22 protein-coding genes and 2 tRNA genes are annotated in these 26,618 nt (G+C 49.1%); 14 read left to right on the forward strand and 10 right to left on the reverse strand.

What is annotated here, in order from left to right; translation table 11 throughout:
• Window positions 1–66: 66 nt before the first annotated feature.
• The 5 genes from RIF36_RS06735 to RIF36_RS06755 form a co-directional block, all read right to left on the reverse strand.
• Window positions 67–2,265, reverse strand: coding sequence for a TonB-dependent receptor (locus RIF36_RS06735; RefSeq protein ID WP_350126582.1), 2,199 nt, complete (start codon window positions 2,263–2,265; stop codon window positions 67–69).
• Window positions 2,266–2,306: 41 nt separating this feature from the next.
• Window positions 2,307–3,356: an ArsO family NAD(P)H-dependent flavin-containing monooxygenase gene (locus tag RIF36_RS06740; protein ID WP_350126585.1), complete on the reverse strand. Its 1,050-nt coding sequence runs from the start codon at window positions 3,354–3,356 to the stop codon at window positions 2,307–2,309.
• A gap of 38 nt (window positions 3,357–3,394) precedes the next feature.
• Window positions 3,395–4,309: a sterol desaturase family protein gene (locus tag RIF36_RS06745; protein ID WP_350126588.1), complete on the reverse strand. Its 915-nt coding sequence runs from the start codon at window positions 4,307–4,309 to the stop codon at window positions 3,395–3,397.
• Between the two features lie 26 nt (window positions 4,310–4,335).
• Window positions 4,336–4,794 carry a rhodanese-like domain-containing protein gene (locus RIF36_RS06750; RefSeq protein WP_350126592.1) on the reverse strand — a complete coding sequence of 153 codons (459 nt, stop codon included), beginning with the start codon at window positions 4,792–4,794 and terminating at the stop codon, window positions 4,336–4,338.
• 125 nt (window positions 4,795–4,919) lie between these two features.
• Window positions 4,920–5,720, reverse strand: a complete 801-nt coding sequence (locus tag RIF36_RS06755; RefSeq protein WP_350126595.1) for a sulfite exporter TauE/SafE family protein — start codon at window positions 5,718–5,720, stop codon at window positions 4,920–4,922.
• A gap of 215 nt (window positions 5,721–5,935) precedes the next feature.
• Between RIF36_RS06755 and RIF36_RS06760 the strand changes: the two genes are divergently transcribed.
• The 13 genes from RIF36_RS06760 (at window position 5,936) to RIF36_RS06820 (ending at window position 17,224) form a co-directional block, all read left to right on the forward strand.
• The gene (locus tag RIF36_RS06760) at window positions 5,936–6,829 is read left to right on the forward strand and encodes a DUF542 domain-containing protein (protein ID WP_350126598.1); all 894 of its coding nucleotides are present in this window, start codon (window positions 5,936–5,938) and stop codon (window positions 6,827–6,829) included.
• 65 nt (window positions 6,830–6,894) lie between these two features.
• The gene (locus tag RIF36_RS06765; RefSeq protein WP_226940632.1) at window positions 6,895–7,488 is read left to right on the forward strand and encodes a Crp/Fnr family transcriptional regulator; all 594 of its coding nucleotides are present in this window, start codon (window positions 6,895–6,897) and stop codon (window positions 7,486–7,488) included.
• A gap of 233 nt (window positions 7,489–7,721) precedes the next feature.
• Window positions 7,722–8,198 (forward strand): c-type cytochrome, encoded by a 477-nt coding sequence (locus RIF36_RS06770; protein WP_350086818.1) that lies wholly within the window; start codon window positions 7,722–7,724, stop codon window positions 8,196–8,198.
• A 7-nt stretch (window positions 8,199–8,205) separates the two neighbouring features.
• Window positions 8,206–8,772, forward strand: a complete 567-nt coding sequence (locus tag RIF36_RS06775) for a fasciclin domain-containing protein (protein ID WP_350078685.1) — start codon at window positions 8,206–8,208, stop codon at window positions 8,770–8,772.
• Window positions 8,773–8,790: 18 nt separating this feature from the next.
• Complete coding sequence (gene nosZ, locus RIF36_RS06780) at window positions 8,791–10,746, forward strand: Sec-dependent nitrous-oxide reductase (protein WP_350078687.1); 1,956 nt, start codon at window positions 8,791–8,793, stop codon at window positions 10,744–10,746.
• A gap of 67 nt (window positions 10,747–10,813) precedes the next feature.
• On the forward strand, window positions 10,814–11,872 hold the full coding sequence (locus tag RIF36_RS06785; protein ID WP_350126602.1) for a nitrous oxide reductase accessory protein NosL: 1,059 nt from the start codon (window positions 10,814–10,816) through the stop codon (window positions 11,870–11,872).
• Complete coding sequence (locus RIF36_RS06790) at window positions 11,869–13,134, forward strand: nitrous oxide reductase family maturation protein NosD (protein WP_350126605.1); 1,266 nt, start codon at window positions 11,869–11,871, stop codon at window positions 13,132–13,134. Before RIF36_RS06785 ends, RIF36_RS06790 begins: the two co-directional genes overlap by 4 nt.
• Complete coding sequence (locus RIF36_RS06795) at window positions 13,109–13,834, forward strand: ABC transporter ATP-binding protein (RefSeq protein ID WP_350126608.1); 726 nt, start codon at window positions 13,109–13,111, stop codon at window positions 13,832–13,834. The genes RIF36_RS06790 and RIF36_RS06795 overlap by 26 nt, the downstream gene beginning before the upstream one ends.
• 10 nt (window positions 13,835–13,844) lie before the next feature.
• Window positions 13,845–14,627: an ABC transporter permease gene (locus tag RIF36_RS06800; protein ID WP_350126611.1), complete on the forward strand. Its 783-nt coding sequence runs from the start codon at window positions 13,845–13,847 to the stop codon at window positions 14,625–14,627.
• Between the two features lies 1 nt (window position 14,628).
• Window positions 14,629–15,690: a DUF8744 domain-containing protein gene (locus RIF36_RS06805; RefSeq protein WP_350126614.1), complete on the forward strand. Its 1,062-nt coding sequence runs from the start codon at window positions 14,629–14,631 to the stop codon at window positions 15,688–15,690.
• Window positions 15,677–16,888: a hypothetical protein gene (locus tag RIF36_RS06810; RefSeq protein ID WP_350126617.1), complete on the forward strand. Its 1,212-nt coding sequence runs from the start codon at window positions 15,677–15,679 to the stop codon at window positions 16,886–16,888. Before RIF36_RS06805 ends, RIF36_RS06810 begins: the two co-directional genes overlap by 14 nt.
• A gap of 125 nt (window positions 16,889–17,013) precedes the next feature.
• A tRNA-Gly gene (locus tag RIF36_RS06815) sits at window positions 17,014–17,089 on the forward strand.
• A gap of 49 nt (window positions 17,090–17,138) precedes the next feature.
• Window positions 17,139–17,224 (forward strand) — tRNA-Leu (locus tag RIF36_RS06820).
• 72 nt (window positions 17,225–17,296) lie between these two features.
• On the opposite strand, the gene mutS is transcribed toward RIF36_RS06820, so the two are convergent.
• The gene (mutS, locus tag RIF36_RS06825; protein ID WP_350078700.1) at window positions 17,297–19,915 is read right to left on the reverse strand and encodes a DNA mismatch repair protein MutS; all 2,619 of its coding nucleotides are present in this window, start codon (window positions 19,913–19,915) and stop codon (window positions 17,297–17,299) included.
• Window positions 19,916–19,987: 72 nt separating this feature from the next.
• On the opposite strand from mutS, the gene RIF36_RS06830 reads away from it, so the two are divergent.
• Window positions 19,988–20,521 (forward strand): RNA methyltransferase, encoded by a 534-nt coding sequence (locus tag RIF36_RS06830; RefSeq protein ID WP_350078702.1) that lies wholly within the window; start codon window positions 19,988–19,990, stop codon window positions 20,519–20,521.
• Here RIF36_RS06830 and RIF36_RS06835 read toward each other — a convergent pair.
• From RIF36_RS06835 to RIF36_RS06850, 4 genes are read right to left on the reverse strand one after another with little or no spacing between them, the layout of a single operon-like run.
• On the reverse strand, window positions 20,511–22,955 hold the full coding sequence (locus RIF36_RS06835; protein WP_350078704.1) for a TonB-dependent receptor domain-containing protein: 2,445 nt from the start codon (window positions 22,953–22,955) through the stop codon (window positions 20,511–20,513). The genes RIF36_RS06830 and RIF36_RS06835 overlap by 11 nt on opposite strands.
• A complete protein-coding gene (locus RIF36_RS06840) occupies window positions 22,952–24,298 on the reverse strand; it encodes an HTTM domain-containing protein (RefSeq protein WP_350078706.1) in 1,347 nt (448 codons plus the stop codon). The genes RIF36_RS06835 and RIF36_RS06840 overlap by 4 nt, the downstream gene beginning before the upstream one ends.
• Window positions 24,299–24,301: 3 nt before the next feature.
• Complete coding sequence (locus RIF36_RS06845; protein ID WP_350078707.1) at window positions 24,302–25,438, reverse strand: imelysin family protein; 1,137 nt, start codon at window positions 25,436–25,438, stop codon at window positions 24,302–24,304.
• A 6-nt stretch (window positions 25,439–25,444) separates the two neighbouring features.
• Window positions 25,445–26,602, reverse strand: coding sequence for a DUF4856 domain-containing protein (locus tag RIF36_RS06850; RefSeq protein WP_350078709.1), 1,158 nt, complete (start codon window positions 26,600–26,602; stop codon window positions 25,445–25,447).
• Window positions 26,603–26,618 lie beyond the last annotated feature (16 nt).

Consider the following 26,618-nt stretch of genomic DNA (forward strand, 5'->3'; position numbering starts at 1 on the left):
TTGAAAAAAAATTCCTTATTCAAAGAAGTAATATCACTTATCGATGTAATAAATGCCGCTGGGTTTTCAAAAGTGATAGATAAAACCTCCATTTGAAACAAATCCGTCGGTAGGAGCCCAAACCTCAGCAAAAGCAGGGTTGTTGTAAGGGGGAGTTACCATGGACTGATACCTCGATTGGCGGGTGTCAGTAAAATTTTCAAAGTTGAGGAACACACTAAACTTCTCCCATTCCTTCATAGCCATTATGCCCATGATCCAGAAGTCCGGTGTAGATGACCTGTCGTATCGGTACTGGCTTCCCGTATAGTAAAGCTCGTAGCCGATACGAAACGACTCATGTTTTTCGTACATCACCACGAAGCCTGCCGCATGCTTTGGTGTTATTGCCTTCTGTCGGTAGCCAGACCCATCATCAACATTTACCTGAGTGAGAGAGTACTGCAAGAATAGTTTCCAATGATCATATCCAAGCTTCAGATTGCTTTCAAAGCCTTTGCTCACGACAGGCTCTTGCCTGTTGGAAAGGTAATAATTAGTAAAGCCAGCCATCTCGGCCTCATCCAGGAATACTGGCTTGTCGAGCTGAGTGACGAAGAAGAGCTGGTTGGCCGACAGTGTCCAGTCGTCTCCGAGAGCAGTTCGGAAATTGACATCAAAATTTGAGCCCCACGACCTTTCCATTTCGGGCTGCTGATTGAGGGCGTTGTAAGGCAGCACCCTGGTGAAGGCCCTTTGCTCCGCCTCCTCAAGGAATATGGTTGGAAGCTTGTAACCTCTTCCTCCTCCCAGGCGCATGGTCAACTGCTTTGATGGTTTGACCATCCAGGAAAGGCGGGGAAGTAAAACAGCGCCATACTCATTGTTAAAATCCGTACGAAGACCCAACTCCAGGGTGTTTTGCTCAGAAACTTCCCATGTGTCTTGTGCAAACACTCCAGCTGTCAAAAAGCCGTATGACCTGTCCACATCACCTAAGCCAGGCATAAAATTGTCGCCCGGATCCGAAAAATGGTCGGACACCACGTTCATACCCGTAACCAGTTCATGCTTCGCTACCTTAAAATTATAAGCCAACTCAGAAAATGAAGCCAACTGCTCACCATAAAAACTATAAATTGGAGAGTCGATATTCCTGGCAAACAGGTTAAAACTGTTTTTGAGAGACCACTGTGAACCGTTCGAAGTCGTATGCACAAAGTTGATCAACGACCCGAGCCTTCCGGTGTAATTCTCTTCACTAAAACTACGGCCGCTTACGCCTTCATTTTCAATCGCTGCTATGTCTCCTCCTTCTCTGGCCTCATATGAGCTGTTCAACCCGATACTCAGCGTAGTGTGTTCGGAAGGGTAGAAAAATATTTTTGGATTGAGGGCAATGCTCCGAACTCTGGGGATATCTGAAAAATCGTCGTTGTTTGGGTCGTATGGCTGCTGGCGATTGGCAGAAGCATAGAGCGTAAAGCCCCTCTTTTCATTTCGGCCCGACAGAAAAGTATTGAGCGTGGTACCGCCTGCCGTAGTTTGGTTGAGCATAATGCTCCGCTCCGGCTCGCTACCCGGTGTTTTTGAGACCAGGTTTACCAAACCAGCAATAGCACCTCCGCCATAAAGGGTAGAGGCGCTGCCTTTGATGACCTCCACCTGCCGAAGATCGAGAGGGGGAATTTGCATGATGCTCAAGCCGCTGGAAAAGCCACCATACAAAGGGAGTCCGTCCCTGAGAAGCTGCGTGTAACGGCCATCCAGCCCCTGTATTCGAAGGGTTTGGTTGGCTGAGTTGGTAGAAGTCTGCTGCATTTGAATGCCTGAACTTTCTCTCAACAGCATAGCAATGTTTGTGGAGTTCATGGCGGCCTTTTCATCCAGCTCTTCCCCGGAGATTACCTCCATCCTGATGGGGATGTCCTCAATGGTTCTGCTGCTACGGGTAGCTGTAACGATTACCTCCTCAAGCTCTTCTTCTGGTTCCAAATTGAAAACCAATTCGGTCATACCTGCTACTACCTTTTTTCTTTGGGAAGAATAGCCTACAAAGGATGCCAGTAAACTTACTGGCTCGGTACCGGAAATGGTAATTTGGCCCTCTCCATTTAAGTCGGTTATCGTTCCCTGGGTGGTTCCTGCTATTTGGATTGTAGCCCCGACAAGTGGTTCTTGTGTATCGGCATCCAGCACACTGACTTTAAGAATGGACTGTGCGGAAAGTTCAGCGGCGAAAAACAAGACCCCAAAGAAAAAAGCATAAAAGAAAGACAGTTTCATCCGGCAAAGGTAGGTAGGCAGTATTTGCAACAAAACAGTATTTACACGTATTCTTTGATTTCTTCTACGGTAGTTTTAGCCGACCTCCCCACGCCGATAAGCGTAGCCGAGGCGAAGCCTGTCCATTGTCCGTAACCCACCAACCAAAGGCCTCGCACCTCTGCCGACCGGGTACCAACCGTTGCCACTTTCCCCATACTAACATTGAGAACCAAGCCCTTGAGGTGGTTCAACGCAGGCCGAAACCCCGTGCAGAAAATCACACTGTCGACGAGCAGCTCCTGGCCATTCACCAACATAATTCCCAGATCCGTGAAATGATCGATTGGCGGATAAGCCTGCTCCAATACTCCTCTTTTCCTGGCTTCTTTTACCGGGGGAACCATCACCACATCCCCCAGCGACGGCGGAGTGAATTCCCTCCCTGCCTTTTTGGCCTCATACATTTGAGTGGCTGCATCGAAAAGGTAACGTCCGTCTACCTCATCAGGAAGGAACTTCGGCGGCTTTGACGTGGCCCAAAAAGTTTGCGCCACCTTGCTCACTTCAGCAAGTATCTGGGCACCAGAATTGCCCTCGCCTACAATGGCTACCTGTTGGCTTTTGAATGGGTCCGGCCTTTTGTAAGCAGAGGAATGGAAAACCTTCCCTTTGAATCTGTCTCTTCCGGGCAACTCCGGCATCCAGGGATTGGCAAATGACCCGGTGGCGGACACGACCGCCTTCGACTGGTAGGTTCCTTTGCTGGTAACAATATCAAAAAACCTGCCCGCCTTTTTTACATCTTTTACCGTCACTCCTCTTTGTATAGCGAACTTATATTTCTCCTCGTACTTTCTCAGGTAATCAATCGTTTCGTTGCGGGTGGGATAATAGTCGGGGCCGCCCGTCATGAGTACGCCGGGTAGTGAACTCCATTGGGCAGGAGAAAATAATCGGAGTGAATACCAGTAGTGTTGCCAGCTTCCGCCGACGTTGTCGCTGGCGTCAAGAACAACGTAATTTAAGCCGGCCCTATTCAGATAATAAGCCACAGCAAGGCCACTTTGCCCTCCGCCAATCACAATGACGTCGTACACAGTTGGAGTCATCCTGCAAAGAAAGGAATTTGTAAGGAAAAGGAGCGCAGTTACTTCGTGGGCTCTTTGTCAGCACTCACTTTCTCCTTCTTGTGCTCCGGCACTATTCCATGGAGGTTCTGCCCCACAAAGTCGTGCGGAAATTGCTCCACGCCGGGGAAACCCAGTTTAATGTCCCGACCGTCGTAAGGAATATAATCCGTTTTGAACAGATAGTCCCAAATACTCAGCGTAATCCCAAAATTAACCCCATAGCCCCTCTCCCTGGGAAGGTCGTATGAATGATGCCAGATGTGCATCTGAGGATTGTTGAAAAAGTACTTGAAAGGCCCCAACGGCACTTTGATATTGGAGTGGTTGAAATGGCCGACAGCCAGGGTGAAAATATGGATGATAAAGAAGTCTCTCAACCCAATGCCAATCAGTGCCAACGGAATGTACTCAATAGTGCGGTACACCACGTTTTCCATCCAATGGTAGCGAAGGTGTGCGGCAAAGCCCATTTGTTCCACGGAATGATGAACCTTATGAAACTCCCAAAGCCATGGTGACCGGTGCAGCAACCGGTGCACCCACCATTGCACAAAGTCCCGCACCACAAACCCAATCAGCAGGTGCGACCACGTGGGCCACTTCATTACCTCAAAAGCCAAAAGGTTATTTATGCCAATCGCAGCAAGGGCATCATTAAATAGATTGACGACCGAGTTCGATACAGCATTGTAAATGATGAGCGAAAAGAGGAAGAAGTTAAAGAACATGTAAAAGAAATCCAGCCAGAAGTCCTTTCTGAAGCTGGGCTGATCCTTGCGCCAGGGCTTCACCCATTCGAGGATGAAGAAAAAGGCGGATACCAGCAGCAGCCAGTAAAAATAATTGTGCCAGCTGGGGTGTAAAATCTCGTCGACCAGATAGTTCCAGTAACCGGTATACGAGCCAACAATGATGTTCCAATACTTTTCCACGTTCTCTTAGCTGATTTAACTAACTACTACTGCTTTTCGGTGGCAAGCCCGCTGGCGTTCCAGGAGATTATTCCCCCCTCCAACTCATAAATTTGTTTGAAACCCAAGTCTTGAAATACTTTGACGGCCCTTGCGCTTCTGCCTCCAACCTTGCAATAAACTGCCACAGGCTTATTGGGATCAAGTTTGGCAGCCATTTCTTCAAAATTGGTGGTGTTGTAATCGATGTTTATCGCATTGGGTATTTTACCACCAGCCACTTCTCCAGCTGTTCTTACATCAACCAACTGAACTTCTACTTCCTTCACTTTCTCGGCAAAGTCTGGCGCATTAAGCTGAACAATCTTTGCGGGTGTCTGAACTGCTGGCTTGGTAACCACTTCCGAGGCAGCCTCCTTCTCTGTGGAAGACGAGCTGCATGCTGTGCCTATGGCTGAAACAAAAAGAAAAGCTAGCGATGCAACGATGTTTGTACTGGTTTTCATATCTCTTGTTTAAAATTGATCTGTTTTATTGGTAACACATGTAAATGTAACAAAGTTGAGATTTTCGAAGAGGCTTCTACCGAAGTTAGCAGCAGTAGCTTCTCCAGTCTCGCCAGGGTGTATCTTCAGAATACAAGTTCTTTGGTAAGGATAAAAACAGCCATAACGAGCACGAAATAGCCAAAACCCTTTTTTAAAGCTGCCCCTGATATGAACCGGGAAAGGTACTCTCCCACAAACAGCCCCCCGATAGATAAGCTCGTAAATATGAGCATAAATTGCCAGTCGATTGGCTGTGTTCCCAGGTCACCAGTGAATCCGATCAGCGATTTGGCGGCAATGATCAGCAACGAAGTGCCGACTGCCAACTTCATTGGGATATGGGCCAGCAGCACCAGTGCCGGAATGATAAGAAAGCCGCCGCCTGCCCCTACCAGGCCTGTTAACGCCCCCACCACCAGGCCTTCCACAGCAATCATCGGGTAAATGAAGGATAGCTCCTCTTCTGTCGTCTTGTTTTCCTTTTTGTCTCTGATCATCGACCAGGCCGCCACCAGCATAATGACGGCAAACAGCACCATTATTGCCAAGTCCTTTGTTACCGGAAATTCCCCCAAAGAGAAAACCGGATCCGGTATGGCGGGAATGACGAATTTTCTGGTGACAAAGACAGAAATGAAAGAAGGAACGGCGAATATGACAGCCGTTTTAAGACTTACCAACCCTTTCCTAAGAAAGTTGACCGACCCTACCAGGGCAGTGCTGCCGACCACAAACAAAGAATAGGCTGTCGCCAACACCGGGTCGATGTGAATCATGTACACCAGCACCGGCACGGTTAAAATGGAGCCCCCTCCTCCAATTAGCCCCAGGCTAACCCCTATAAGTATTGATGCTGCAAACCCTAAAATTTCGATAACCGGCATACTGTGTGACTCTTACTGTGACATTGTCTGAACACAAAAGTCCGAATATCAAAGGCCGCTATCAGTGACTTTGATCACTCAGTCAGAAATTATGATGCACCAGGCAAATCACATCAAAAAAAAGTGACAATCTTACTCCCGTATGACTCAAGTCATAAAATAGTAGCCTTTGATGTCACCACATTTGACCATCAATAGTCAAAATCCAAAAACTTATGGAATCTCCCATACGCATCGATGTTTCCCTTTTGCCCCCTGCAACCCGCCACGATACCATTTTCAAAGCCTATGAAAGCCTTGATGAAGGGCAGTCGCTGGTGCTTGCCGTCGACCACGATCCTCAGCCACTTTTTTACGAATTCAGCCACAAGTATCCTAAAAGCTTTGGCTGGGACTATCTTGACAAAGGGCCTGAAAAATGGCGGGTACTCATAACCCGCCAGCAGTCGATCACCGACAGAATAGTGGCTGACCTGGTCATGGAAGACCTCAGCCTGGGCAAAGTCTTCGACACCTATGGCATAGATTTTTGTTGTCACGGCGATATTTCTCTCGAAGAGGCCTGTCGTCGGCAAAAATTAGATATCAACGAAGTACTTGTGGCCATGAAAAAAAAGAGCGGCCCAGGTGCTTTTTGGCAGCCACATTTTGAGGAATGGTCGGTGTCTTTACTCATTCAGTACATCCTTGAAAATCACCATAGCTGGGAAAGGCATACACTTTCCGACATCGAAGACCTCGCTATCAAAGTGGCGGATCACCATGGAGCGGACTTTCCGAATCTAAAAAAGGTGAAAGAGATGGTAGACCACCTTAAATACGCCGTCATCGATCACTTCTTTGAGGAAGAGAATGAGCTCTTTCCAATGATTTTAAAGGGCTCAAAAAGTGTTGAGTTGCTCAAAGAAATCGAGAAGATGAAGGTGGAGCACGCCGAAGTGGGTGCCATACTCACGGATCTCACCCTGTTTACCAACAATTTCCAGCCTCCCCAGCAAGCATGTGGTTCATTTCGGCTGCTCTACTCAAAGCTGGGAGAGTTCAAACAGGATATTCTCCAGCATATTCATTTGGAAAACACGCTGCTCGTCGCCAAAGCTGTAGCATGACTATAATTCATAGCTGGTAAGGTTGTGTTTAAAATACAAAGCACAAATCTTACTAAATTGGCGCCATGTCAATGATTCCTGAAGAGTTGCTTACGACGTTTGGTGCGAGAAAAATTAAGCTCAACAAAGACGAGTTTCTGTTTGCAAAAGACACCGAGGCACATTTTTATTATCAGGTCTCGATGGGCACAGTCAAAATGGTTAACTACAACTACGATGGCCAGGAGTTTATTCTGGGCATGTTTAAGGCTGGGCAAAGCTTTGGTGAACCTCCCCTTTTCGGTCACTTTCCGTACCCGGCCAATGCTGTGGCTGTGGAAGATTGTGAAATATGCAAGCTGCCCAGGGACAACTTCTTCAGGCTTTTGGAAGCCAATTTTGATATCCATCGCAAATTCAACTACGAGCTTTCCAACAGGCTGCGCTACAAGGGAATGATTTTATCAGAGGTGTCTTCCTACCCGCCGGAGCATCGCATTCTTACGCTCGTCAACTATTTGAAGGCGATGATGCCCAATCAGGACCTTTTCACTGTGCCGTACACAAGGCAGCAGCTGGCCGACATGACAGGGCTGCGGGTAGAAACGGTGATCCGCACCATCAAAAAAATGGAGCAGGAGGGCAAGATTAAGCTCAAAAGCCACAAAATAGTTGTCTAATACCATTTGCACTGAAAGCCTCTGCTACAGTAGGTTCAGCCAGCTACATTTACATTTCTCAATGGCCAATATCTCTCGCTTTTTCAGCCTTACCCTTCAATGAAACCCCACCTAACTATCAATTTTTCAGGTAGTTAAAATTTTATCGAAAATCATACTGCTATATGATTTAGATCATAAAACCGGTGGGCAGGCTCAGTCTACCTTTACACTATCAAACAAAATAGTGTATCATGAAAAAGTATTTTTTGAAAGCGTTCATATTCGCATTGCCCCTATCGATCATCCTCGTTAGCTGCGGAGAAACCAAAAAGAAAGACATCTCAGATTTCCAGGCAAAGCCAACAGAACAAGAAACCGCCAAAGCCTCAAATCCTCTGGAGAATAAAGGAATAGGGCCGGTAAAAAGCATCACGTTGGGAGAAGTTGACCAGGCACTTGCCGATGCAGGCAAGGCCATTTTCGACGCCAACTGTACTGCCTGCCACAAGGTCGACAAAAAATTCATTGGCCCATCCCCAAAAGACATCCTTAGCCGAAGATCTCCCGAATGGGTAATGAACATGATTCTCAACCCTGAGGTGATGATTCAGGAGGATCCGATTGGTAAGCAATTGCTGGCAGAAGCCAACGGAGCACCTATGGCCAACCAAAACCTCACAGAGGAACAAGCCAGGCAGGTACTTGAGTACTTCCGAACCCTTAAATAATCATTATATGAAAACACCCTTGAAATTTCTAGCCTTTGGCCTGATCACGCTCGCCGTGGCGAGCTGTTCGACGCCAACCAATAAGACCGAAGAGGCCGGTGCAGTGGTGGACGCAACGCCAAAAGGACAAGCTTCGGTGGTCGACGATGAATCTGCCAAGAACATCCTGCAAATAGCCGCTTCATCGCCCGACCACACCACACTTGTGGCGGCTGTCACCGCTGCTCAAATAGAGCATGTGCTGGTTAACGCAGGCCCACTTACCGTTTTTGCCCCCAATAATGCTGCCTTTGAAAAATTGCCAGCCGGCACTGTCGAAAATCTGCTAAAACCAGAGAACAAAGCCCAGTTGGCTACCATTTTGACGAGGCATGCAGCGCCAGGTTCCTACGATGTGGAAGCTCTGAAAAAAATGGTGGCTAAAGGCCGCACACTGTACATGGCCACCGGAGATTATCTGGAAGTAACCGTGGACGGAGGCGACGTGCTGATCAACGGGTGTAAAATCATTGGAACAATAAATACGTCAAACGGAATAATCAATGTGGTGGATCAGGTGATCCTGCCAAAATAACCTATGAATGTAAAAACTATGAAAAAGCAACATTTTATAAATAAGCTGTTTGCTCTGGTCGTTTTGGCCGGGGTTGTTACTTCGTGTGGCAGCAGCGAGAATTCCAAAGGAGCGCTGGGCAGCGACGTTGCCTCTCAGGCATATGTTACACCAGGCGAACACGATGACTTTTACGCCTTTATGTCAGGCGGATTCAGTGGACAAATATCTGTTTACGGGTTGCCTTCGGGCCGTTTGTTCAGGGTGATTCCTGTGTTTTCGCAGGATCCTGAAAAAGGATATGGCTACAACGAGGAAACCAAGCCTATGCTCGAAACTTCGTTTGGCTTTGTGCCCTGGGACGATGCCCACCACCCCGAACTATCTCAAACAAACGGTGTTCCCGATGGTCGGTGGATCTTTATCAACGGCAACAACACACCACGTATCGCACGAATCGATCTTAAAACATTCGAAACCGCTGAGATCATAGAAATACCAAACAGCGGTGGCAACCACAGTTCTCCATTCACAACAGAGAACTCAGAATATATTGTGGCCGGCACCCGATTCAGTGTGCCTTTTCCACAAAAAGACGTAGCCATCGACACTTACAAAGAAAACTTCAAAGGCACCCTCAGCTTTATCAGCGTTGCCGAAGATGGTGACATGGACGTGGCCTTTCAAGTGCTGCTGCCAGGCTATGACTACGACCTTGCTCATGCGGGCAAAGGCAAATCGCACGGCTGGATGTTCTTTACTTCTTACAACACGGAAGAGGAGCATACACTTTTGGAAGTCAACGCTTCACAAAGAGACAAAGATTACATAGCCGCTATCAACTGGAAGAAAGCTGAAGAGTATATGGCTCAGGGCAAATTTAAAGAAATGCCTGCCAGCTATGTGGATAACCACTATGACGAAAGCAAGCAAATGGCCTTCTCAGAAACAAGGAACACTGTAAAAGTGCTGATCCCTTCAGAGTGCCCTGGTCTGGTGTATTTTCTTCCCACGCCAAAATCACCTCACGGCGTAGACGTTGACCCCACCGGAGAATTCATTGTAGGCAATGGCAAGCTTTCCAGCGACATGAGTATTCACTCCTTTGATAAAATGATCAAGGCGATTGAAGGTGAGAAATTCGAAACTACTATCGACGGCATTCCTGTGCTTCAATACGAAGAAGTGTTGAGCGGCATTGTGGCTCAACCAGGTCTCGGCCCACTGCACACCGAGTTCGACGGTAAAGGCAACGCCTATACATCGTTTTTCATCTCATCGGAAATTGTAAAGTGGAACCTGGAAACAAAGGAAGTGCTTGACAGAGTGCCAGCCTACTACTCTATCGGTCACTTGATGATCCCCGGTGGCGACTCCAAAAAACCCTGGGGTAAGTATGTGGTGGCTCTTAACAAGATCACAAAAGACCGGTTTCTGCCAACTGGCCCTGAGTTGACACAATCAGCTCAACTTTACGATATCTCGGGCGAAAAGATGAAACTGATTCTTGATTTCCCGACGATAGGTGAGCCGCACTATGCGCAGGGCATTGCCGCCGAGCTCATTGCACCCAATTCGCTTAAGTACTATAAGCTGGAAGACAATAACCACCCGCAAGCTATCAAGTCGCCCAACGACTCGAGGATTGAGAGAGATGGTAATATTGTCAGGGTTTATATGGGAGCCATCAGAAGCCACTTCACTGTCGACAACCTGGAGGGTATCAAAGTAGGTGATAAGGTGTATTTTCATATCACCAACCTGGAGCAAGACTGGGACGTGCCTCACGGCTTTAGCGTGATGGGTGCCAATAACGCAGAATTGTTGATCATGCCAGGCCAAACCGAAACACTGCTCTGGGAACCACAACGGGAAGGGGTTTATCCTTTCTACTGCACCGACTTCTGCTCCGCACTTCACCAGGAGATGCAGGGCTATGCCCGGGTGTCGGCTAAAGGCGCCACCACCGAGCTCAAGTGGAGCTTAGACGAATAAATTCATGCCTTTTTGGCTGCTCTTCCCGATTCACGGGAAGAGCGGCTGCGAGGGCTAACCTCTTTCAATGATGAAAGCTCAATACAATTACCTTTTCTTGCTGGCCATACTTTTGCCACTTGCACTGTTTGCTTTTCCTTTATGGAAAATCACGCTGGAAGCGCCGCAATACCCTGACGGTATTTCTATGTATATCTGGATCAATCAGATAACAGGGGACTCGCCCAGCACATTGCAAAATATCAACATCCTTAATCACTACGTGGGCATGCAATTCATAGTGCCCGACTCAATTCCTGAGCTGAAATATTTCCCCTGGATTGTAGGTGGCATGTCGCTTTTGGGGCTGCTGTTCTTCCTGGTAAAAAATAAATCACTCTACCTCACCTGGGCCATGATTATGATTGTCCTTGGAGGCCTCGGTGTTTACGACTTCTACCTCTGGGAATACGACTACGGCCACAACCTCGACCCCAAAGCACCCATCAAAGTACCCGGCATGGCTTATCAGCCACCAGTAATTGGCTCAAAAATGCTGCTCAATTTTAAGGCAGACTCCTGGCCATCAACAGGTGGCTACTTCCTTGGAGCAGGCATAGCACTTGCGCTGCTGGCATTTTGGCTGGAAAAGAAGAAAACCCGCAAAACAGCAGTGCTGGAAAAGGCTATGGCAATGGTCGCTTTGATCACGGTCTTTGGCCTCTCCTCTTGCTCGATAACGCCCCGGCCGCTTGCTCTGGGCAGCGACCATTGTCACCACTGCAAAATGAAGATCGTGCAGCCGCAATATGGAGCTGAGCTAGTCTCCAGCACCGGCAAGATTTATACCTTCGACGCTGTGGAGTGCTTCGTGCAGTATAAAGATGAAAATAATATAAGCGCTGATAAAATAGCGTTTGAAATGGTGGTGCCCTACGACCAGCCAGGCACACTTATGGATGCGACCAAATGCGTTTTCATCAGAAGCGCCAAGCTACCAAGCCCAATGGGCATGTATATCACAGCCCTGAGCTCCGAGTCCAAAATTGAGCCCATTGTTGACGGTTACGATGGAGAAATATATACTTGGGAGAACCTTCAATCGGGCATAGACAACCTGCCTGGCCTTACCGCTCAGCTCCCATGAGGATTCGTATTCGCTTCATCATCCCATTTTTTGTTGTCGCCACCTTTCAGGTCTTAGGTGCAGTACCTGACACCCTGGAGGTGGGAAAAAAATACGCTTCAATCAAGCAGGCGCTGGCCACAGCAGCATCAGGAGACGTAATAAAGGTGCTTCCCGGTGTGTACTTTGAAAACGAGGTGATCATTGACAAGCCATGCACCCTGCTGGGTGTGGGCTACCCCGTTCTCGATGCCGGTCTTAAGAACGATGCGATCATTATCAGGGCGGATTCCGTCAGTATCATAGGCTTGCATATCCGAAACGTGGCCACCAACTATGTGAGAGACCTGGCAGCCGTTCACGTGGAAGAGTCCCGGCACTTCAACATTCAGGACAACAAACTTGAAAACACCTTCTTTGGCATTTACCTGCAAAAGAGCCGGGACGGAAGAGTCGCCGGAAACTCCATCATCGGGCAGGCAGTGGTTGAAGCCAGCTCAGGCAATGCCATCCACCTTTGGTATTGCAAAAATGTAGAGGTAAGCAACAACGAAGCCCGCCACCACAGGGATGGTATCTATCTGGAGTTTTCCGACAGCATCCGCATAGTGCGCAATGTGAGCCAGGACAATCTGCGATATGGCCTCCACTTTATGTTCTCCAACTACAACGACTACCTCGAAAACACCTTTCAGTCCAACGGTGCCGGAGTAGCGGTTATGTTTTCCTCTCAGATTGTGATGAAGCGAAACAGGTTTATCGACAACTGGGGTAGTGCTTCTTATGGCATACTGCTCAAGGAAATTAAAGACGGGCTAATCAGCAACAACCTTTTTCAGGGCAACACCATCGGTATCTATGGAGAAAGCTCAGATAGAATGACCATCAGCCAAAACGATTTTACTGAGAACGGATATGCGCTACGAATACTCGGGAGCTGCAGAGACAACATTATTACCGAGAACAATTTTATAGACAATACCTTTGACGTAGGCACCAACGCCACGAGACAGTACAACCAATACACAAGAAACTACTGGTCGGAGTACACTGGTTACGACCACGACAAAAATGGCCTGGGCGACGTGCCCTACCGGCCTGTGAAGCTTTTCTCGTTTGTAGTAGAAAAGGTGCCACAAGCCATTGTGCTCCTCCGAAGTCTTTTTGTTGATCTGATGAACTTCACTGAAAAAGTAACGCCGGTGTTCACGCCGCAAGACCTGTTCGACGATCAGCCACTTATGAAACCTCATCCCCATGATCAATATTCAACATCTTCATAAGTCCTTCGGCAAACTGGAAGTGCTGATGGACGTCCAACTGGAAATTCTTCCCGGAAAGGTAACGGCTGTTTTAGGGCCCAATGGCTCCGGAAAAACCACACTCATGAAAAGCATTCTGGGTATGACCCTACCTGATAAAGGAACTATCGAGGTAAGAGGTGAATCTACCCGCCATGCATGGAACTACAGGAAACACTTGAGCTATGTGCCACAAATTGCACAGTTTCCCTCCAACCTCACAGTGCAGGAGCTGCTACAGATGATCAAAGAAGTGCGGCAGGAGCCCGCCAACGAGGATCCGTTGGTCGACCGGCTTTCTCTTCAGCCGTTTCTCGACAAAAAGCTCGGGACGCTCAGTGGTGGCACCCGGCAAAAAGTGAACCTGGTACTTGCCCTCATGTTCGATGCGCCCATCGTGCTGATGGACGAGCCCACCGCCGGGCTTGACCCCGTGGCCTTGCTCGAACTGAAGAGGCTGATCCAGGAAATGCGCAAGGCAGGAAAGTGCATCGTGGTCACCACGCATATCATGCCCCTCGTGGAGGAACTGGCCGACGAAATCGTGTTCCTGCTAGATGGCAAGGTATACTTCCAGGGAACCCTGAGCGAGTTATTTTCACTTACTGAAAAAAACACACTGGAAGAAGCCATCGCTCATTTTCTCATTCAACGGAAGGACAGAACGTCCGTCAACGCCTAACAAAAACGCCATGTGGAAAATATTCAAATACAGCTTTTTTGACCTCCTCCGCAGCCGGTGGACCTACTTCTATTTCCTGTTTTTCATGATTGTTACAGCCGGTCTCCTGCATTTGAGCGGACAGGTGGCAGCAGCCATCACGAGCTTGCTCAATATTGTGGTGGTGCTTATTCCACTCATCAGCACGCTTTACGGCATTGTGTACTTCTACAACTCCTCAGAGTTTACGGAGCTGCTACTGGCCCAACCTGTGAGGCGGCGCTCGATTTTCCTGGGACAATACCTGGGCCTCTTCACGTCGCTCGCCGCCAGCTTCCTGCTTGGTATATTGATTCCAGCTATATTTTTGGGCCACTTTGAGGTCAGGCTCTGGATTGATTTGATCTACCTGCTTGGCATCGGCACGCTGCTCACAGCCATATTTACGGCCATCGCCTTTCTCATTGCCCTCAGGCAAACCAACCGCATGAAAGGTTTTGCCTTAGCCATCCTTACCTGGTTATTCCTGGCCGTGCTGTACGACGGCTTGTTTATCATCTTTCTGCTCTTTTTTGAAGACTACCCACTGGAAAAATTCTCCCTGATCGCTACCGTGCTCAATCCTATCGATCTGTCACGCACATCCCTGCTGCTGAAATTGGATATGGCAGCGCTGATGGGGTACACCGGAGCAGTATTCAATAAATTTTTCGGCACGTCCATGGGTATGCTGGTATCCATCTCAGCTTTGGTTCTATGGGTGGTAGGGCCCTTGCTCAGTTTTCTGAGAGTGGCTGCCCGCAAAGATTTTTAACATGAAATCAAAGCTCCCCTTCTTTGCGTTGGCGCTTGTCGGCCTGCTGTCGGGAATTTGGGCTGGCCTGATCAGAATTGGTTTCGACCTGCCTCCTGTTGACCTGGCCACACTACATGGCCCGCTAATGGTGGGTGGTTTTGTGGGAACCTTAATTGGGGTGGAAAGAAGCATACTTTCGGGCAATGGTAAATGGTGGCTCATTCCAGCACTGTCAGGTGCGGCCATCATCGCCTGGATCGCAGGTTTCCATCAGGTGGCTCCCTACTTTCTGATTGCCGCCTCAGCTCTGCTGGTTTTACTGCAAGCCATTCTCCTCCTGTCGTCCAGCCCCACATGGGTCACTTTTGTCCAGTTCTGCGGTGCCATGTGTTTTGCCGGCGGCAACATTCGCCTGTTGTTCAATCCGCTTATGCCGGCCATTGTCCCCTTCTGGATGGGCTTTGTACTTTGCTTTATTTTAGCAACCCGGCTCTCAGAAAACCCCGCCAAAAACGTCCTCATGGGGAGCCTGATAAAGGTGGGGCTGGTCGTTTTTCTTGTCAGCCTGATCGTTCCATTTCATCTGGGTGGCTACTACCTCACAGGCGGCGGCCTGGTGGCCATAGCGCTTGGCATGATTTACATAGAGGTGCAAACCGATCAGGGAATGGGCTGGAGCTACAAAAGGTACTCGTTCGCCGCCATCATGCTCGGCTGGTTTTGGCTGCTTGTGTCAGGCATTGGCATTATGCTGTGGAAAGAGCACATTTACGGCTACGATGCCACCACACATTCGTTCTTCGTCGGCTTCCTTTTCTCCATGGTGTTCATTCACGCTTTAGCCAAGGCTTCCTACCTTGCAGGCCTGAGCAGCCCTCCTTTCCACCCTGTGCTTTTTGTCTGGCTTATCCTCCTGTCTGCCTCCCTGTTGCTAAGGGTCTTCGCAGCGGACATTTTGCACATCACAGCGTTAAAAAAGTGGAGCGGCCTCCTCAATGGCGTCAGCATACTGGGTTTTCTGTTGACCCTTATTAGTCTTACATTGATCAGCAAACATCGTTCTAATCATGAGTCGGTTTGATCCAGGCAAGTGGGCCCGTTTGCCTTTGTTGTATCTTGTGATCCTCTCTGCCCTGGGGCTGCTACTTCGCTGGCAAATGGTAAGTCCATTGCCCATCACCTATAGGTATTTGGTACATGCCCACTCCCACACTGCCTTCATGGGGTGGGTATACAATGCACTGTTCCTTCTCGTTCTCCAACATTTTGTGGGCAAAGAAAATAATGGCAAGCTATTCCGGGGCTACTTTATCGCCCTGCAAATTGGCGTGGTAGGCATGCTTTTCAGCTTTCCATTCCAAGGCTATGGGGCGTTGGCTATAGCCTTCAGCACGCTGCACATGGCGGTGACCATCGCCACTGCCGTATCAATATTCAAACTCATCAAGGACGACAGCACTTTAGCGGCCACCTTCTTACGGTGGGCCCTGGTTTATCAACTCATTTCTGGTGTCGGGCCGCTGATGCTGGGCCCGCTTTCGGCCATGGGGTTAAAAGACAGCCCGTTCTATTCCCTGGCCATCTACTTTTTTATGCACTTCCAGTTCAATGGCTGGTTTGTGCTCGCCTGCCTGGCCATTCTCTTCAGGCTGCTGGAAAGAAGCGGCTGGAGCCTCGCTGACACTGAGAGGAAATGGCTGAAATACACCTTGCTGTACACTGTTGGGCCAGCCTATGTCATGAGCGCCTTGTGGACTGATGTGGGCGACTGGAAATATCTGCTGGCGATAGTCACAGGCACCTTACAGCTGGGGGGAGCCCTGCTATTGTTTAGGTGTGTCTGGAAAAGCGTTAAAATAAAATTGCGGGTTCCGTGGGCCAGGCAGTGCCTTCAGTTCGGCATTACACTACTGACCGTGAAATACTTTCTGCAATTGGCAGGCAGCATTCCCGGTATCGATAGCTGGGTGATGGCAAACAATGGGATCATCATTGCCTTCATCCATTTGATTTTTATTGGCGTGGTTAGCTTTATACTGCTGGGTTTCTACATTTTAGGGGGCTGGATGCGCCTCACTGCCACGTCAAAAACCGGAATATTGGTCTTCTTTGCCGGTTTTGCCATCACCGAAATAGCACTTGTTGCACTACCCTCTTTTTCTTTGGTGGGGCTTTCTGCTCAATTTCCCTATTTTGAAACACTGGTAGTGGCAGCCGCCATTCTGTTAATTGGCAGTGTGTTAATGGCATTGGAAGTCAAGCGGTTACAGGATCAGTAGGCAATATTTTAAAAGTTGTCTGATAGCAGCTGAATAAAATGTGTGAAAAATTTCACTCAGAATATTGCAGAATCATTCCCGCTCATTATTTTTGCAATCCGTTTCCGAAAGGAGCCGGGTTAAAAGCGAAAGTAGCTCAGTTGGTAGAGCACGACCTTGCCAAGGTCGGGGTCGCGGGTTCGAATCCCGTCTTTCGCTCCAAGTCTAAAGAGTGTGAGTGTCAACATAACGCTCACACTTTTTTGTTTACGCCGGGATGGTGGAACTGGTAGACACGCAGGACTTAAAATCCTGTGACCCTTAAAGGTCGTGCGGGTTCGATCCCCGCTCCTGGTACTTGATCATCAAGCAATTACGCCGAGTTTTATAGCTCGGCGTTTTTTTTGTGTTTTAGGCAATCTGAGAACTCTACTTCCCTTTCAACGTCGTTATCACCTCATTCAGCTTGAGCAAAGCCTCCACCGGCGAAATAGTGTTAATGTCAATTTTGCCTAGCAGCTCCCGCACTTTCTCAAACTTAGGGTCGGCCTCGAACAGCGCCAGCTGAAAGTTGGACTTCGGCATCGACTCCAATATGTCGGCCGTTTCATCTCTGATCTTGTCTTTCTCCAGGTTGTGCATGATCTCGTTGGAGCGGATCACTACAGTGTTAGGCATGCCGGCCATTTGCGCCACATGGATACCAAAGCTGTGGTGGCTGCCGCCCTCCTGTAGCTTTCTCAGGAAGATCACCCGGTTGTCCAGCTCTTTTACCGACACATTGAAGTTCTTCACCCTGGGCAAGTCGTTGGCCAGCTGGTTGAGCTCGTGGTAGTGGGTAGCAAACAACGTTTTCGCTTTGAACTTTGGGTGGTTGTGCAAATACTCTACAATCGACCAGGCAATGGAAATACCGTCGTAGGTGCTGGTACCCCGGCCAATTTCGTCCATCAGTATCAGGCTGTCACCACTCAGGTTGTTCAGAATGCTGGCTGTTTCGGTCATCTCCACCATAAAGGTCGATTCGCCCCGGCTCAGGTTGTCAGAAGCACCCACCCTTGTGAAAACTTTATCCACCAAGCCCACATGGGCGTAAGTTGCCGGCACAAAGCAGCCCATCTGTGCCATGAGCACCACCAGCGCTGTTTGCCTGAGCAGGGCCGACTTACCAGCCATGTTCGGCCCGGTAATCACCATCACCTGCTGTGACTGGTCGTCAAGGTACACGTCGTTGGGTACATAAATCTCTCCAACGGGCAGCTGGCTCTCAATCACCGGGTGTCGGCCCTCTTTGATGTCGATAATCCGGTCGTCGCTGATGACCGGTTTGGCGTAGCGGTTCTTTTTTGAAATGGTGGCGAATGATGCCAGGCAGTCGATGCGGGCCAGCACCCGGGCATTCTGCTGAATGGCCTCCACATAGTCGCAGGCAAACTGCACCAGCTCCAGGTACAGCCGCTGCTCTATTACCGACATTTTTTCCTCGGCCGTCAGAATTTTGTCTTCGTATTCTTTGAGCTCCGGTGTGATGTAGCGTTCTGCATTCACCAGTGTCTGTTTGCGGATCCACTCGGTAGGCACCTTGTCTTTGTGCGCATGTGTCACCTCCAGGTAGTAACCGAACACCTTGTTAAAGGCTATTTTCAGGGAGCTGATTCCGGTGTTTTCAATTTCCCGTTGCTGGATCTTAAGCAACACATCCTTCCCGTGAAAGGCAATGTTTCGCAGCTCGTCCAGTTCCTCGTGTACACCTTCTTTTATCACGTGCCCCTGAGTGATGGAAAGTGGCGGCTCGTCTTTTAACTCCTTTTCTATTTTCTCAAGCAAAAGTTCGCAAGGGTTAAGCACGTCGCCCAACCTTTTGAGTGAAGGCGACTCCGATTCCAGCAACAGTTCCTTTAGCGGTGCAATATGATTCAGCGCTCTCTTGAGCTGCATAAACTCCCGTGGGTTCACCCGGCCGACGGCCACCTTGGAAATCAGCCTTTCCAGATCGCCGATGTTCTTCAGTATGTCCCTTGTCTTCTGCTGTAGCTCCTCGTTTTCATACAACTCCTCTACCACCTGGAGCCTTGCTTCTATTTCGCTCTTGTCTTTCAAAGGCAGCACCAACCACTTTCGCAAAAGCCTGGCTCCCATGGGCGTCAGCGTTTGATCCATTACATGAAACAGCGCCACACCATCGGGCTGCTGTGGGTTGATCAGCTCCAGGTTGCGAATGGTGAACTTGTCGAGCCACACAAACTTCTCATCTTCAATCCTACTGATAGAGGAAATATGACTGACTTCTCTGTGCTCGGTGTCCTCCAGGTATTGCAGCACTGCTCCCGCAGCGGAAACAGCCAGCGCCAGGCCATCGATACCAAAGCCTTTCAGGTTTTTGGTTTTAAGGTGTTTGGTGAGCTTCTCGAAAGAATAGTCAGGGCCATACACCCATTCGTCCAGCGCAAACGTGGTATTGTAATCTCTGTACTTTTCTTTGAAAATCGCTTTTTGGTTTTTGGGGTAAATCACCTCAGAGGGGTCGAAGCCCTGCATCAACTTTTCTACCTGCAAGTGTGTACCTTCCGAGGCCATAAATTCGCCGGTGGAGAGGTCAAGAAACGCTACTCCCGCTTTCTCTTTATCAAAGTACAATGAAGCCAGAAAGTTATTGCTCCGGCGGTCAAGCACGTTGTCGTTAAACGAAAGCCCGGGTGTTACCAGCTCGGTCACGCCCCGCTTCACGATGCCCTTCACCATTTTCGGGTCTTCCAGCTGGTCACAAATGGCCACTCTGTGTCCAGCTCTTACCAGCTTGGGCAAATAGTTATCGAGGGAATGGTGAGGGAACCCGGCGAGCTCAATATGAGAGGCCGAGCCATTGGCCCGTTTGGTAAGCACAATGTCGAGGATTTGGCTGGCTGTTACGGCGTCTTCACGAAAGGTCTCGTAGAAATCGCCTACTCTGAAAAGTAAAAGTGCACCGGGGTATTTCGCTTTGATGGCATTGTATTGCTTCATCAGCGGAGTTTCCGCTACCTCATTTGTACTCGCTTTTTTGGCCATGCGCTCTTTCCTGAAAAAGTTTACTTTTGCCGATACGCCGGGGACATCTTTTCCCTGAAAAAATATTTCTTCATGAGAAAAATCAGTAACGACGAACTCAATCGGCTGTCAGTAGATGACTTCAAAACTACTAAAAAATTTCCGATAGCTGTGGTGCTCGACAACGTTAGAAGCATGCACAATGTAGGTGCTGCTTTCAGAACGGGAGATGCTTTCGCAGTGGAAAAAATACTGCTTTGTGGCATTACGGCAACACCCCCTCACAGAGAGATTCATAAGACGGCCCTGGGGTCGACTGATACCGTTGAATGGAAGTATTTCCCAACAACAACCGAAGCTATCCAATCGCTGAAAAAAGAGAAATATAAAGTTTTTGTGGTCGAGCAAACTGACGAAAAAATCTTTCTGCACGACTTCCAACCAGCCACTAACGAAAAATATGCCTTCGTTTTCGGGCACGAGGTGTTCGGAGTGTCAGACGAGGCAGTGGCTTTGGCGGATGCCGCTATTGAAATTCCTCAATTCGGCACCAAACACTCGCTCAATATCACGGTTAGCCTCGGCGTAGTTATTTGGGATGTGGTGAGCAAAATGCTCAAAGCTTAATGCCCACAGAAAAGTAAAAACTGCGACCATCGGAGGGGATAATCCCGGGACCCGGATACCCGGCGGCTCTGCGGGTAAAGTACATATTGTTAGTCAGGTTATTTATTCCTGATTCAAAGTAGATTTTGCTGAGGGCATATCTGGCTGAAAAATCGGCGACAAAGTAGGCTGGAATGATGCCTTCGACCGCCGTGGGCACAGGGGGGGTACTGTCGGCATTGGAAGCGTCGGAAAACTGCTGGGAAAGGTAGGTGTACTGCACCGACAACTGCAGGGGCCCTCCTCTGTAGGTAACCCCAGTACGGTAGCTCACTCTGGGAACCAGCTCCACCTGGTTGCCTTCAATTCCAGGCTCTCCACTTTGCAGGTACTCCGAGCGGATAATCGCCAGATTATTAAAGAAAGCAAGCTGCCATTTGTCCTGCGCCGGAGCTATTAGTTTGTGGATATTCAGCTCAACCAGTGACTCAAGCCCGACAATACCAGCATCTGCAATGTTGGTTCGGTACCGAAAGGTTCTGTTAATCAGGTTATTGAATCGAGGGTCGGGCTCTGTGCGTAGCACAGTACCTATTCTATTATTATAGCCCAGGTAAAAGCCACTTATGTCGTAGCTCATCAGCTGCCCCCACACCCCTCTGGCTCCGATATCTACGTTGTAGCCCGTTTCATCCGTCAGGTCTTCGTCGACCGAGAGCGAGGGATTATTGACCCTGATATCATTGAAGTTAATTGCCCGGTAGTTTTGAGAAAAGTTGCCATAAAGCTCAAGTTGTGGCGAAGGCTTAAGGCTCAGGCCAATCCCGCCAAAGAGGAAAGTTCTTTCGTTGGTCTTATCTTCATACACGGTCGAATCATAAATCACATTGCCTGCAAGATCTGTTCTTGTGTCCCTGTAATAACCGTTTGCACCTGTCCGGATGTGTTCGAGCCGTAAGCCCGGAGTGACGCTGAATTTATCCGTGAGGGTAAAAATATTTTCTGCAAATGCAGCGGTGTTGAAGCTGGGCAGGTCAAAATCTGATCCCTCCAGTTGCTCGGGGTTCAGGTAGGTGAAATCTGCTTCTTTTCCCGACGGCCCCCAACCCTGCTGCCTAACTGTAAATCCATTGTATATTCTTCCCCCCACGAGTAGCGCCGAGTACTGTCTGCCTACTTTATAATTCCAGATCAGGCGGGTTTCGTTGCCGAAATTTCGAAAAGCATCGCTTAAAAAGTCCCTGTTTTGTGTCTCATCGTCTGGTCGGTCGATCCGGCCCAGGTTACCCAGGGCCTCCCTGCCTGCCACAAGTCCGAAAAACCTGGAGTTGAGCCGCAGGGTCGAGGTAAATGAATGATTGAGCTGTGCAGACATGAGGTTCCAGTTCACCTTGAACCAGTTGCGCTCTCTCTTCGATTGTCTGGGGTCGGCATAAAATTCATTGTCGGTGAGGCCACCCGGCTGTTGGGCAAGGTAGTACAAATGCGTGTAGTCCGCTTCCAGCGAGGTGCTGGCCGACAGCTGGTAGGTCATCCTTCCGTAGGTGGTAGTAGAATTGAAAGCAGAATTGCAGCGCCAGCATTGACCCGAGGCGGTTCGGTTATAGGCATAGTAATTAAGCTTGCCAACCTGCCCGCCAGCCGACAAAAAGCTGTTGTAAAAGCCCAGGCTGTTGTATGTCTGTTCCGTTTCGACGGCAAGCTTGCGATCCGTTGGCCCTTTTTTCATCACGAAATTGACCAGTCCACCGAATTGGGTTCCATATTGCAGCGACGCTGCGCCTCTCACAATCTCTATACGATCCACAGCCTGAATAGCTGGCGAATAGTAGCTTTCGGGGTAGCCGAGCGCATCTGCCGCTATGTCGTATCCATTCTGTCGGGTATTAAAATTCGAGTTCCGGTTTGGGCTAAGGCCCCTCGTGGCTACGCCTATTTGCAACCCGGCACAATCGCTTTCCCACACATTTGCCCCGGGGATTCGGCTAAATATCTGCCGGGCATTGTTAGCCGCTTTATTTGCCACTATCTCTCCCAGCTGGATAACCTCTGTTTTCTTGGCTTCGTAGATGCTGGTCCCTTCCACACCCCTCAGCGTTTTCATGCTGAAGATTTCATCTGATGATCCATCGATCACCAACTCATTCAGTTCCTTCTCGAGCTCATTCAGCCGCAGCAAAATGGGCGACACCACCGGTTCTTTTAATCTGTACCTCAGCGTTTCATAGCCATAGAGGTAGGCAGTCAGCTCCCGGGTTCCAGACGGCACCCCTGACAACGAAAAATACCCATTGATGTCGGAAAGGGTAAAAAGTGGTGAACCCTCCACAAAAACCCTGACACCAGGCAGCGACGAACCTGCTATGTCCTCTACCCGGCCTTGCACGGTCTGCTGCGCCACAACGCTTGCCGTCGGGAGCAATGCTATCAACAAAATGATGAGGCTATTTTTCATTCGGCGGGAAGTATCCAGGTTTTTGGAAGAAACGATTCTTGTTGATGCACCAGGTTAACAGTTGGGTCAACAAATGGACGGCTGCGTCGCCCGTTGAGTGTCACCCACGACTCAGCCCGGATTTCGGGGTCGGTCAGGCCCTGGTTCTTCAGCTCAACGGCCAGGAAATGGGCAAATTGCAGGATCATATCCGGCTGAGTGGCCACCATTTTTTCCTGCTGCGGGGTCAGGTAGTCGTGGTTGGCTATCTGACCCATGCGACCAGTGGCGGGGTCATTAACGTGAAAGGAGACATACCCCGCCTTTTCCATCAGCATCACCCGCCAGCTGAAGCGATAGCCCTCTTCTCTCCAAAAGAGCGGTGCAGGGTACAACAAATACCTCCAGGGCATAAGAAGTTGCCAGCAAACAAAGGTTACCATAAACCACTTGTAAACTGGCGCCAAACGGTAATTGTCCTGCCTTTCACTTCCTTCAGAGGGCCATTTTATGCGGAATATCCGGGAAATCTTGTTCAGCACGTTTTCATGAAATGCAGGTGGAAAGAAGATCAGTGTGCTCAGAATCATAATAAACGGAAACATGCCAATGGCCGGAAACAGCAGGGCCGTAAGGGCATGGAAAAAGATCACAAAAAAATAGGCAACAGGCCGGGTGCGTGAGTTAAGCAGAAAAAAAACGATGAAAAGGTCGTAAGCCGCACCGCCCCAGCTCATGGCATAGGCCACCCATTCTTCTTCGAGCAAGGGGCCAATCAGAGGAAGGTGCGATTTGGCTGGCAGCCATATCTTCAATGGCATGGCCTGCAAAAGCCAGTCGCCGTTGAGTTTGGCAATGCCTGCAAACACATATACTACTGCCAGCTGGAATTTCAGCAGGTTAACAGACCATACCGGAACAATTAGCTTTGTTGATGAAGGCTTGCGCCAGGCATCAACAGAGAAGTGCCGGCCCGCCGGCATAAAAATCATGAGAAAGCTGACAAGGCTGACAAAGTAGTAGTGATTCAGGTAGTTGGTTTTGTCGATCAGCTCTATGTAGGTAAACGACAGAAAAAAAAGCGCCGCTGCCAACCGGTAACGCCAGCCCACCATCACCATCAGGGAAGTAACAAGCACAAGTCCGAAGACGAAGTACATGCCAATACCCGAAAGTGGTTTTACCCACTCAAATCCATAAAAGGGGAAAAAGACCCTGGGTTGGATATACAATTCGGCCACCCACCCCTTTAGCATAAACCTTATGGTGCTGATGGCCATCATCCCGCCAAACACTATTCGGAAAACCACCAAGGGGGCTATCGGCACTTTGCCTGAAAATATATTGCCAACCCAGGGTTTCATATGTCAGTCTCCATCGTTGTCCTGATAGGAAATCACCACGCCAAGGGCCGACGCCATGTCTGTCTTGAGAAGTACGGCTAGCTGCTGCATCTGTGCAAAAACCTGCTGCACACGACTGTTATCCGTTCTAATCTGCTCATCCAGCGGATTTTCAATCTGATCTATGAACCCAAGCACCGCATCAAACTGCGCATTGATGGCTTCGTCGAGTGGCAGCTCCGATCCCGAGGTTGTCGCCGCCTTTCTTGCCTTCAGGTAATCGTCGAAACCCAGCCCCTTCACGCCCTCTCTTGTTTGCCCCAGGAACAACTTTTTGTAAGCGTCCACATTTGCGAGGGCCAGCTCCAGCGAATAGCCGGCATAATATGCTTCAGTTGCTTCGGGAATGGTAATACCCAGCGACCTAATACCAGCCGGAATGCCAATCTTGGCATCTCTCGTATTTCTCTCAAAACTCAAATTGAGCGCATTCACCAGCTTGCCCAGTGAACTGCCCGCATCGGCACCCAGGGCACCGTCGCTGGTAAACTCCCCCAGGTAATTACCACCGTCAGGTGACCAGGCAGTATACACTTCGGCGGCGGTAGCAATAATCAGCTCAGCTACGTTCTGCAGGTAGGTTGCCCGTTGTGGTTGATCTGCAAAGCCCTGAATCACTTCCCCGGACGTGACGTCCTTCCCATAAAGCAAATACTCCAATGCAGCAAAGCCCTTGGCATCGTTATTAGCCAAAGTGCCAAGGTTGTAGCTGCCGTTTTCTATGTTCCGCTCAATTTTTGACCTATCCGCCGGAAAAATATTCAGGTTTGAAACCAGCCCACTCTCCTCGGCAGGCCCAAATTGATAAGGGCTACAATATTGCCAGGCTATTCTCGCTTCAAACAATGCTGTTTTAGCCTCCTCAAGTGTGCTGCTTTCAGGCGATGCGATGAAGGACGAGATCTTGTCACGAAGTATACCGCTCTTCTGCTCCAACTCCTGGTAGGCAGGCACTATTAAGGAGCTTCCCACATGCTCCAGGAACCCTTTCTGGTCAAAATTATCTCCGGCATTCGGGCCGTTGTCATCTTCTCCGCAGGATGTAACCATCATGCCTGCCAGCATCAGAACAACAGGTGCCCATTTTTTATATTCTCCCAATCTCACTTAGAGTTGATCCTTTACAGGTTCGAGTTCTTGATAAGTAGTGACCAGCGTATTCCTGGCTTCGTTCAGCCCTGCCACTGTGGCCTTCCAGAAATCCCCTCCTTCACCCAAGTTGGATGTGAGTATGTCGTTGATCTGTGCCTGTGTTAGCTTCTTTTTTGGACTGTACTGGATCGCCTTTACAAACTGGTATGCTTCAGAAAGATGATGGAAGGCGTTGCCGATGTCTCCATCATTGAAATTTCCAATAGCTTGGTTGATGTAGTGAACTGTAACGGCGGCAGTTACCAGCTCATGACCAGCATAAATAATTTCACGTTGTTGATCCCTTGTAACATAATCTTTGTTTACAATAGCGGTTCGTCCCTTCAGGTAGGCATTCATCAGCAAAGCGTTAGTGCCCAGCAGCGCATCCATATTGTTGGTGTAATGGCCCCAAAATCTCCTTTCACTGGCTTCCAGAACAGGTTCACCTGCAGGAAAGTCGACGGGCACGCCGAAATAACCAAAGGCTTCGTCCCAATGGTGCTCCATAGCAGTGTAGTTTTTCCCATCTACCAGCGCCTCATTGTCAACACCATCGCCCACTTTGGCATCGGTGAGGTAAGCGTTAAATATCTGGTTATAAAAAGTAGAACCCATAAGTCCCTTTTCTACAAACTGAGTGAATTCCCACCCCAGCTCATTTACTAGAATATAGCTGTCTGTTGTGCCTCTTTGCAGTCTGCCAGCAACTCCCTCGCCGGCCACTGTGCCGTTGGCTGCCACATCGGAGCTTGCCACTTCTGTCGCTTCAAAAAGCTCTTTTATATTTTGCACCTCCGAAACAAATGTTTTGTCCTCCAGCTTCTTGGATGACGCATTCAGCTCAGCTGACAGGAAAGGTGAATTTGTGTTAGCAAACATATCATTCAGTACGCTTGCTTCAACCGCCTCACCCTTGTCGCCTTTTGAAATATATGCCTTTATCTCAGCCACCATGTTCAACCTGTCGGTCTGCCCGCTATAATCTACCGTGCTGAGCCCGTTCCGCTCAAATGTATATGCTGTCGGCACCTCAGCGATTTGTGCCTCCGCATCATCGTCGTTTCCGCATCCACTCAGCAATCCAAATGACCCCAGCAGCAACAGTACCCTGAATCTTTCGTGCAATCTCATTGTTTTGAATTATTTA

The organism is Imperialibacter sp. (assembly GCF_040222815.1).
Lineage (GTDB): Bacteria > Bacteroidota > Bacteroidia > Cytophagales > Cyclobacteriaceae > Imperialibacter.

Excerpts from the sequence above, each read along its gene's own strand:
- RIF36_RS06735 (WP_350126582.1), bottom strand. The coding sequence starts at position 2,265 with ATGAAACTGTCTTTCTTTTATGCTTTTTTCTTTGGGGTCTTGTTTTTC.
- RIF36_RS06740 (WP_350126585.1), bottom strand. The coding sequence starts at position 3,356 with ATGACTCCAACTGTGTACGACGTCATTGTGATTGGCGGAGGGCAAAGT.
- RIF36_RS06750 (WP_350126592.1), bottom strand. The coding sequence starts at position 4,794 with ATGAAAACCAGTACAAACATCGTTGCATCGCTAGCTTTTCTTTTTGTT.
- RIF36_RS06755 (WP_350126595.1), bottom strand. The coding sequence starts at position 5,720 with ATGCCGGTTATCGAAATTTTAGGGTTTGCAGCATCAATACTTATAGGG.
- RIF36_RS06760 (WP_350126598.1), top strand. The coding sequence starts at position 5,936 with ATGGAATCTCCCATACGCATCGATGTTTCCCTTTTGCCCCCTGCAACC.
- RIF36_RS06765 (WP_226940632.1), top strand. The coding sequence starts at position 6,895 with ATGTCAATGATTCCTGAAGAGTTGCTTACGACGTTTGGTGCGAGAAAA.
- RIF36_RS06770 (WP_350086818.1), top strand. The coding sequence starts at position 7,722 with ATGAAAAAGTATTTTTTGAAAGCGTTCATATTCGCATTGCCCCTATCG.
- RIF36_RS06775 (WP_350078685.1), top strand. The coding sequence starts at position 8,206 with ATGAAAACACCCTTGAAATTTCTAGCCTTTGGCCTGATCACGCTCGCC.
- nosZ (WP_350078687.1), top strand. The coding sequence starts at position 8,791 with ATGAAAAAGCAACATTTTATAAATAAGCTGTTTGCTCTGGTCGTTTTG.
- RIF36_RS06785 (WP_350126602.1), top strand. The coding sequence starts at position 10,814 with ATGATGAAAGCTCAATACAATTACCTTTTCTTGCTGGCCATACTTTTG.
- RIF36_RS06790 (WP_350126605.1), top strand. The coding sequence starts at position 11,869 with ATGAGGATTCGTATTCGCTTCATCATCCCATTTTTTGTTGTCGCCACC.
- RIF36_RS06795 (WP_350126608.1), top strand. The coding sequence starts at position 13,109 with ATGATCAATATTCAACATCTTCATAAGTCCTTCGGCAAACTGGAAGTG.
- RIF36_RS06800 (WP_350126611.1), top strand. The coding sequence starts at position 13,845 with ATGTGGAAAATATTCAAATACAGCTTTTTTGACCTCCTCCGCAGCCGG.
- RIF36_RS06805 (WP_350126614.1), top strand. The coding sequence starts at position 14,629 with ATGAAATCAAAGCTCCCCTTCTTTGCGTTGGCGCTTGTCGGCCTGCTG.
- RIF36_RS06810 (WP_350126617.1), top strand. The coding sequence starts at position 15,677 with ATGAGTCGGTTTGATCCAGGCAAGTGGGCCCGTTTGCCTTTGTTGTAT.
- mutS (WP_350078700.1), bottom strand. The coding sequence starts at position 19,915 with ATGGCCAAAAAAGCGAGTACAAATGAGGTAGCGGAAACTCCGCTGATG.
- RIF36_RS06830 (WP_350078702.1), top strand. The coding sequence starts at position 19,988 with ATGAGAAAAATCAGTAACGACGAACTCAATCGGCTGTCAGTAGATGAC.
- RIF36_RS06835 (WP_350078704.1), bottom strand. The coding sequence starts at position 22,955 with ATGAAAAATAGCCTCATCATTTTGTTGATAGCATTGCTCCCGACGGCA.
- RIF36_RS06840 (WP_350078706.1), bottom strand. The coding sequence starts at position 24,298 with ATGAAACCCTGGGTTGGCAATATATTTTCAGGCAAAGTGCCGATAGCC.
- RIF36_RS06850 (WP_350078709.1), bottom strand. The coding sequence starts at position 26,602 with ATGAGATTGCACGAAAGATTCAGGGTACTGTTGCTGCTGGGGTCATTT.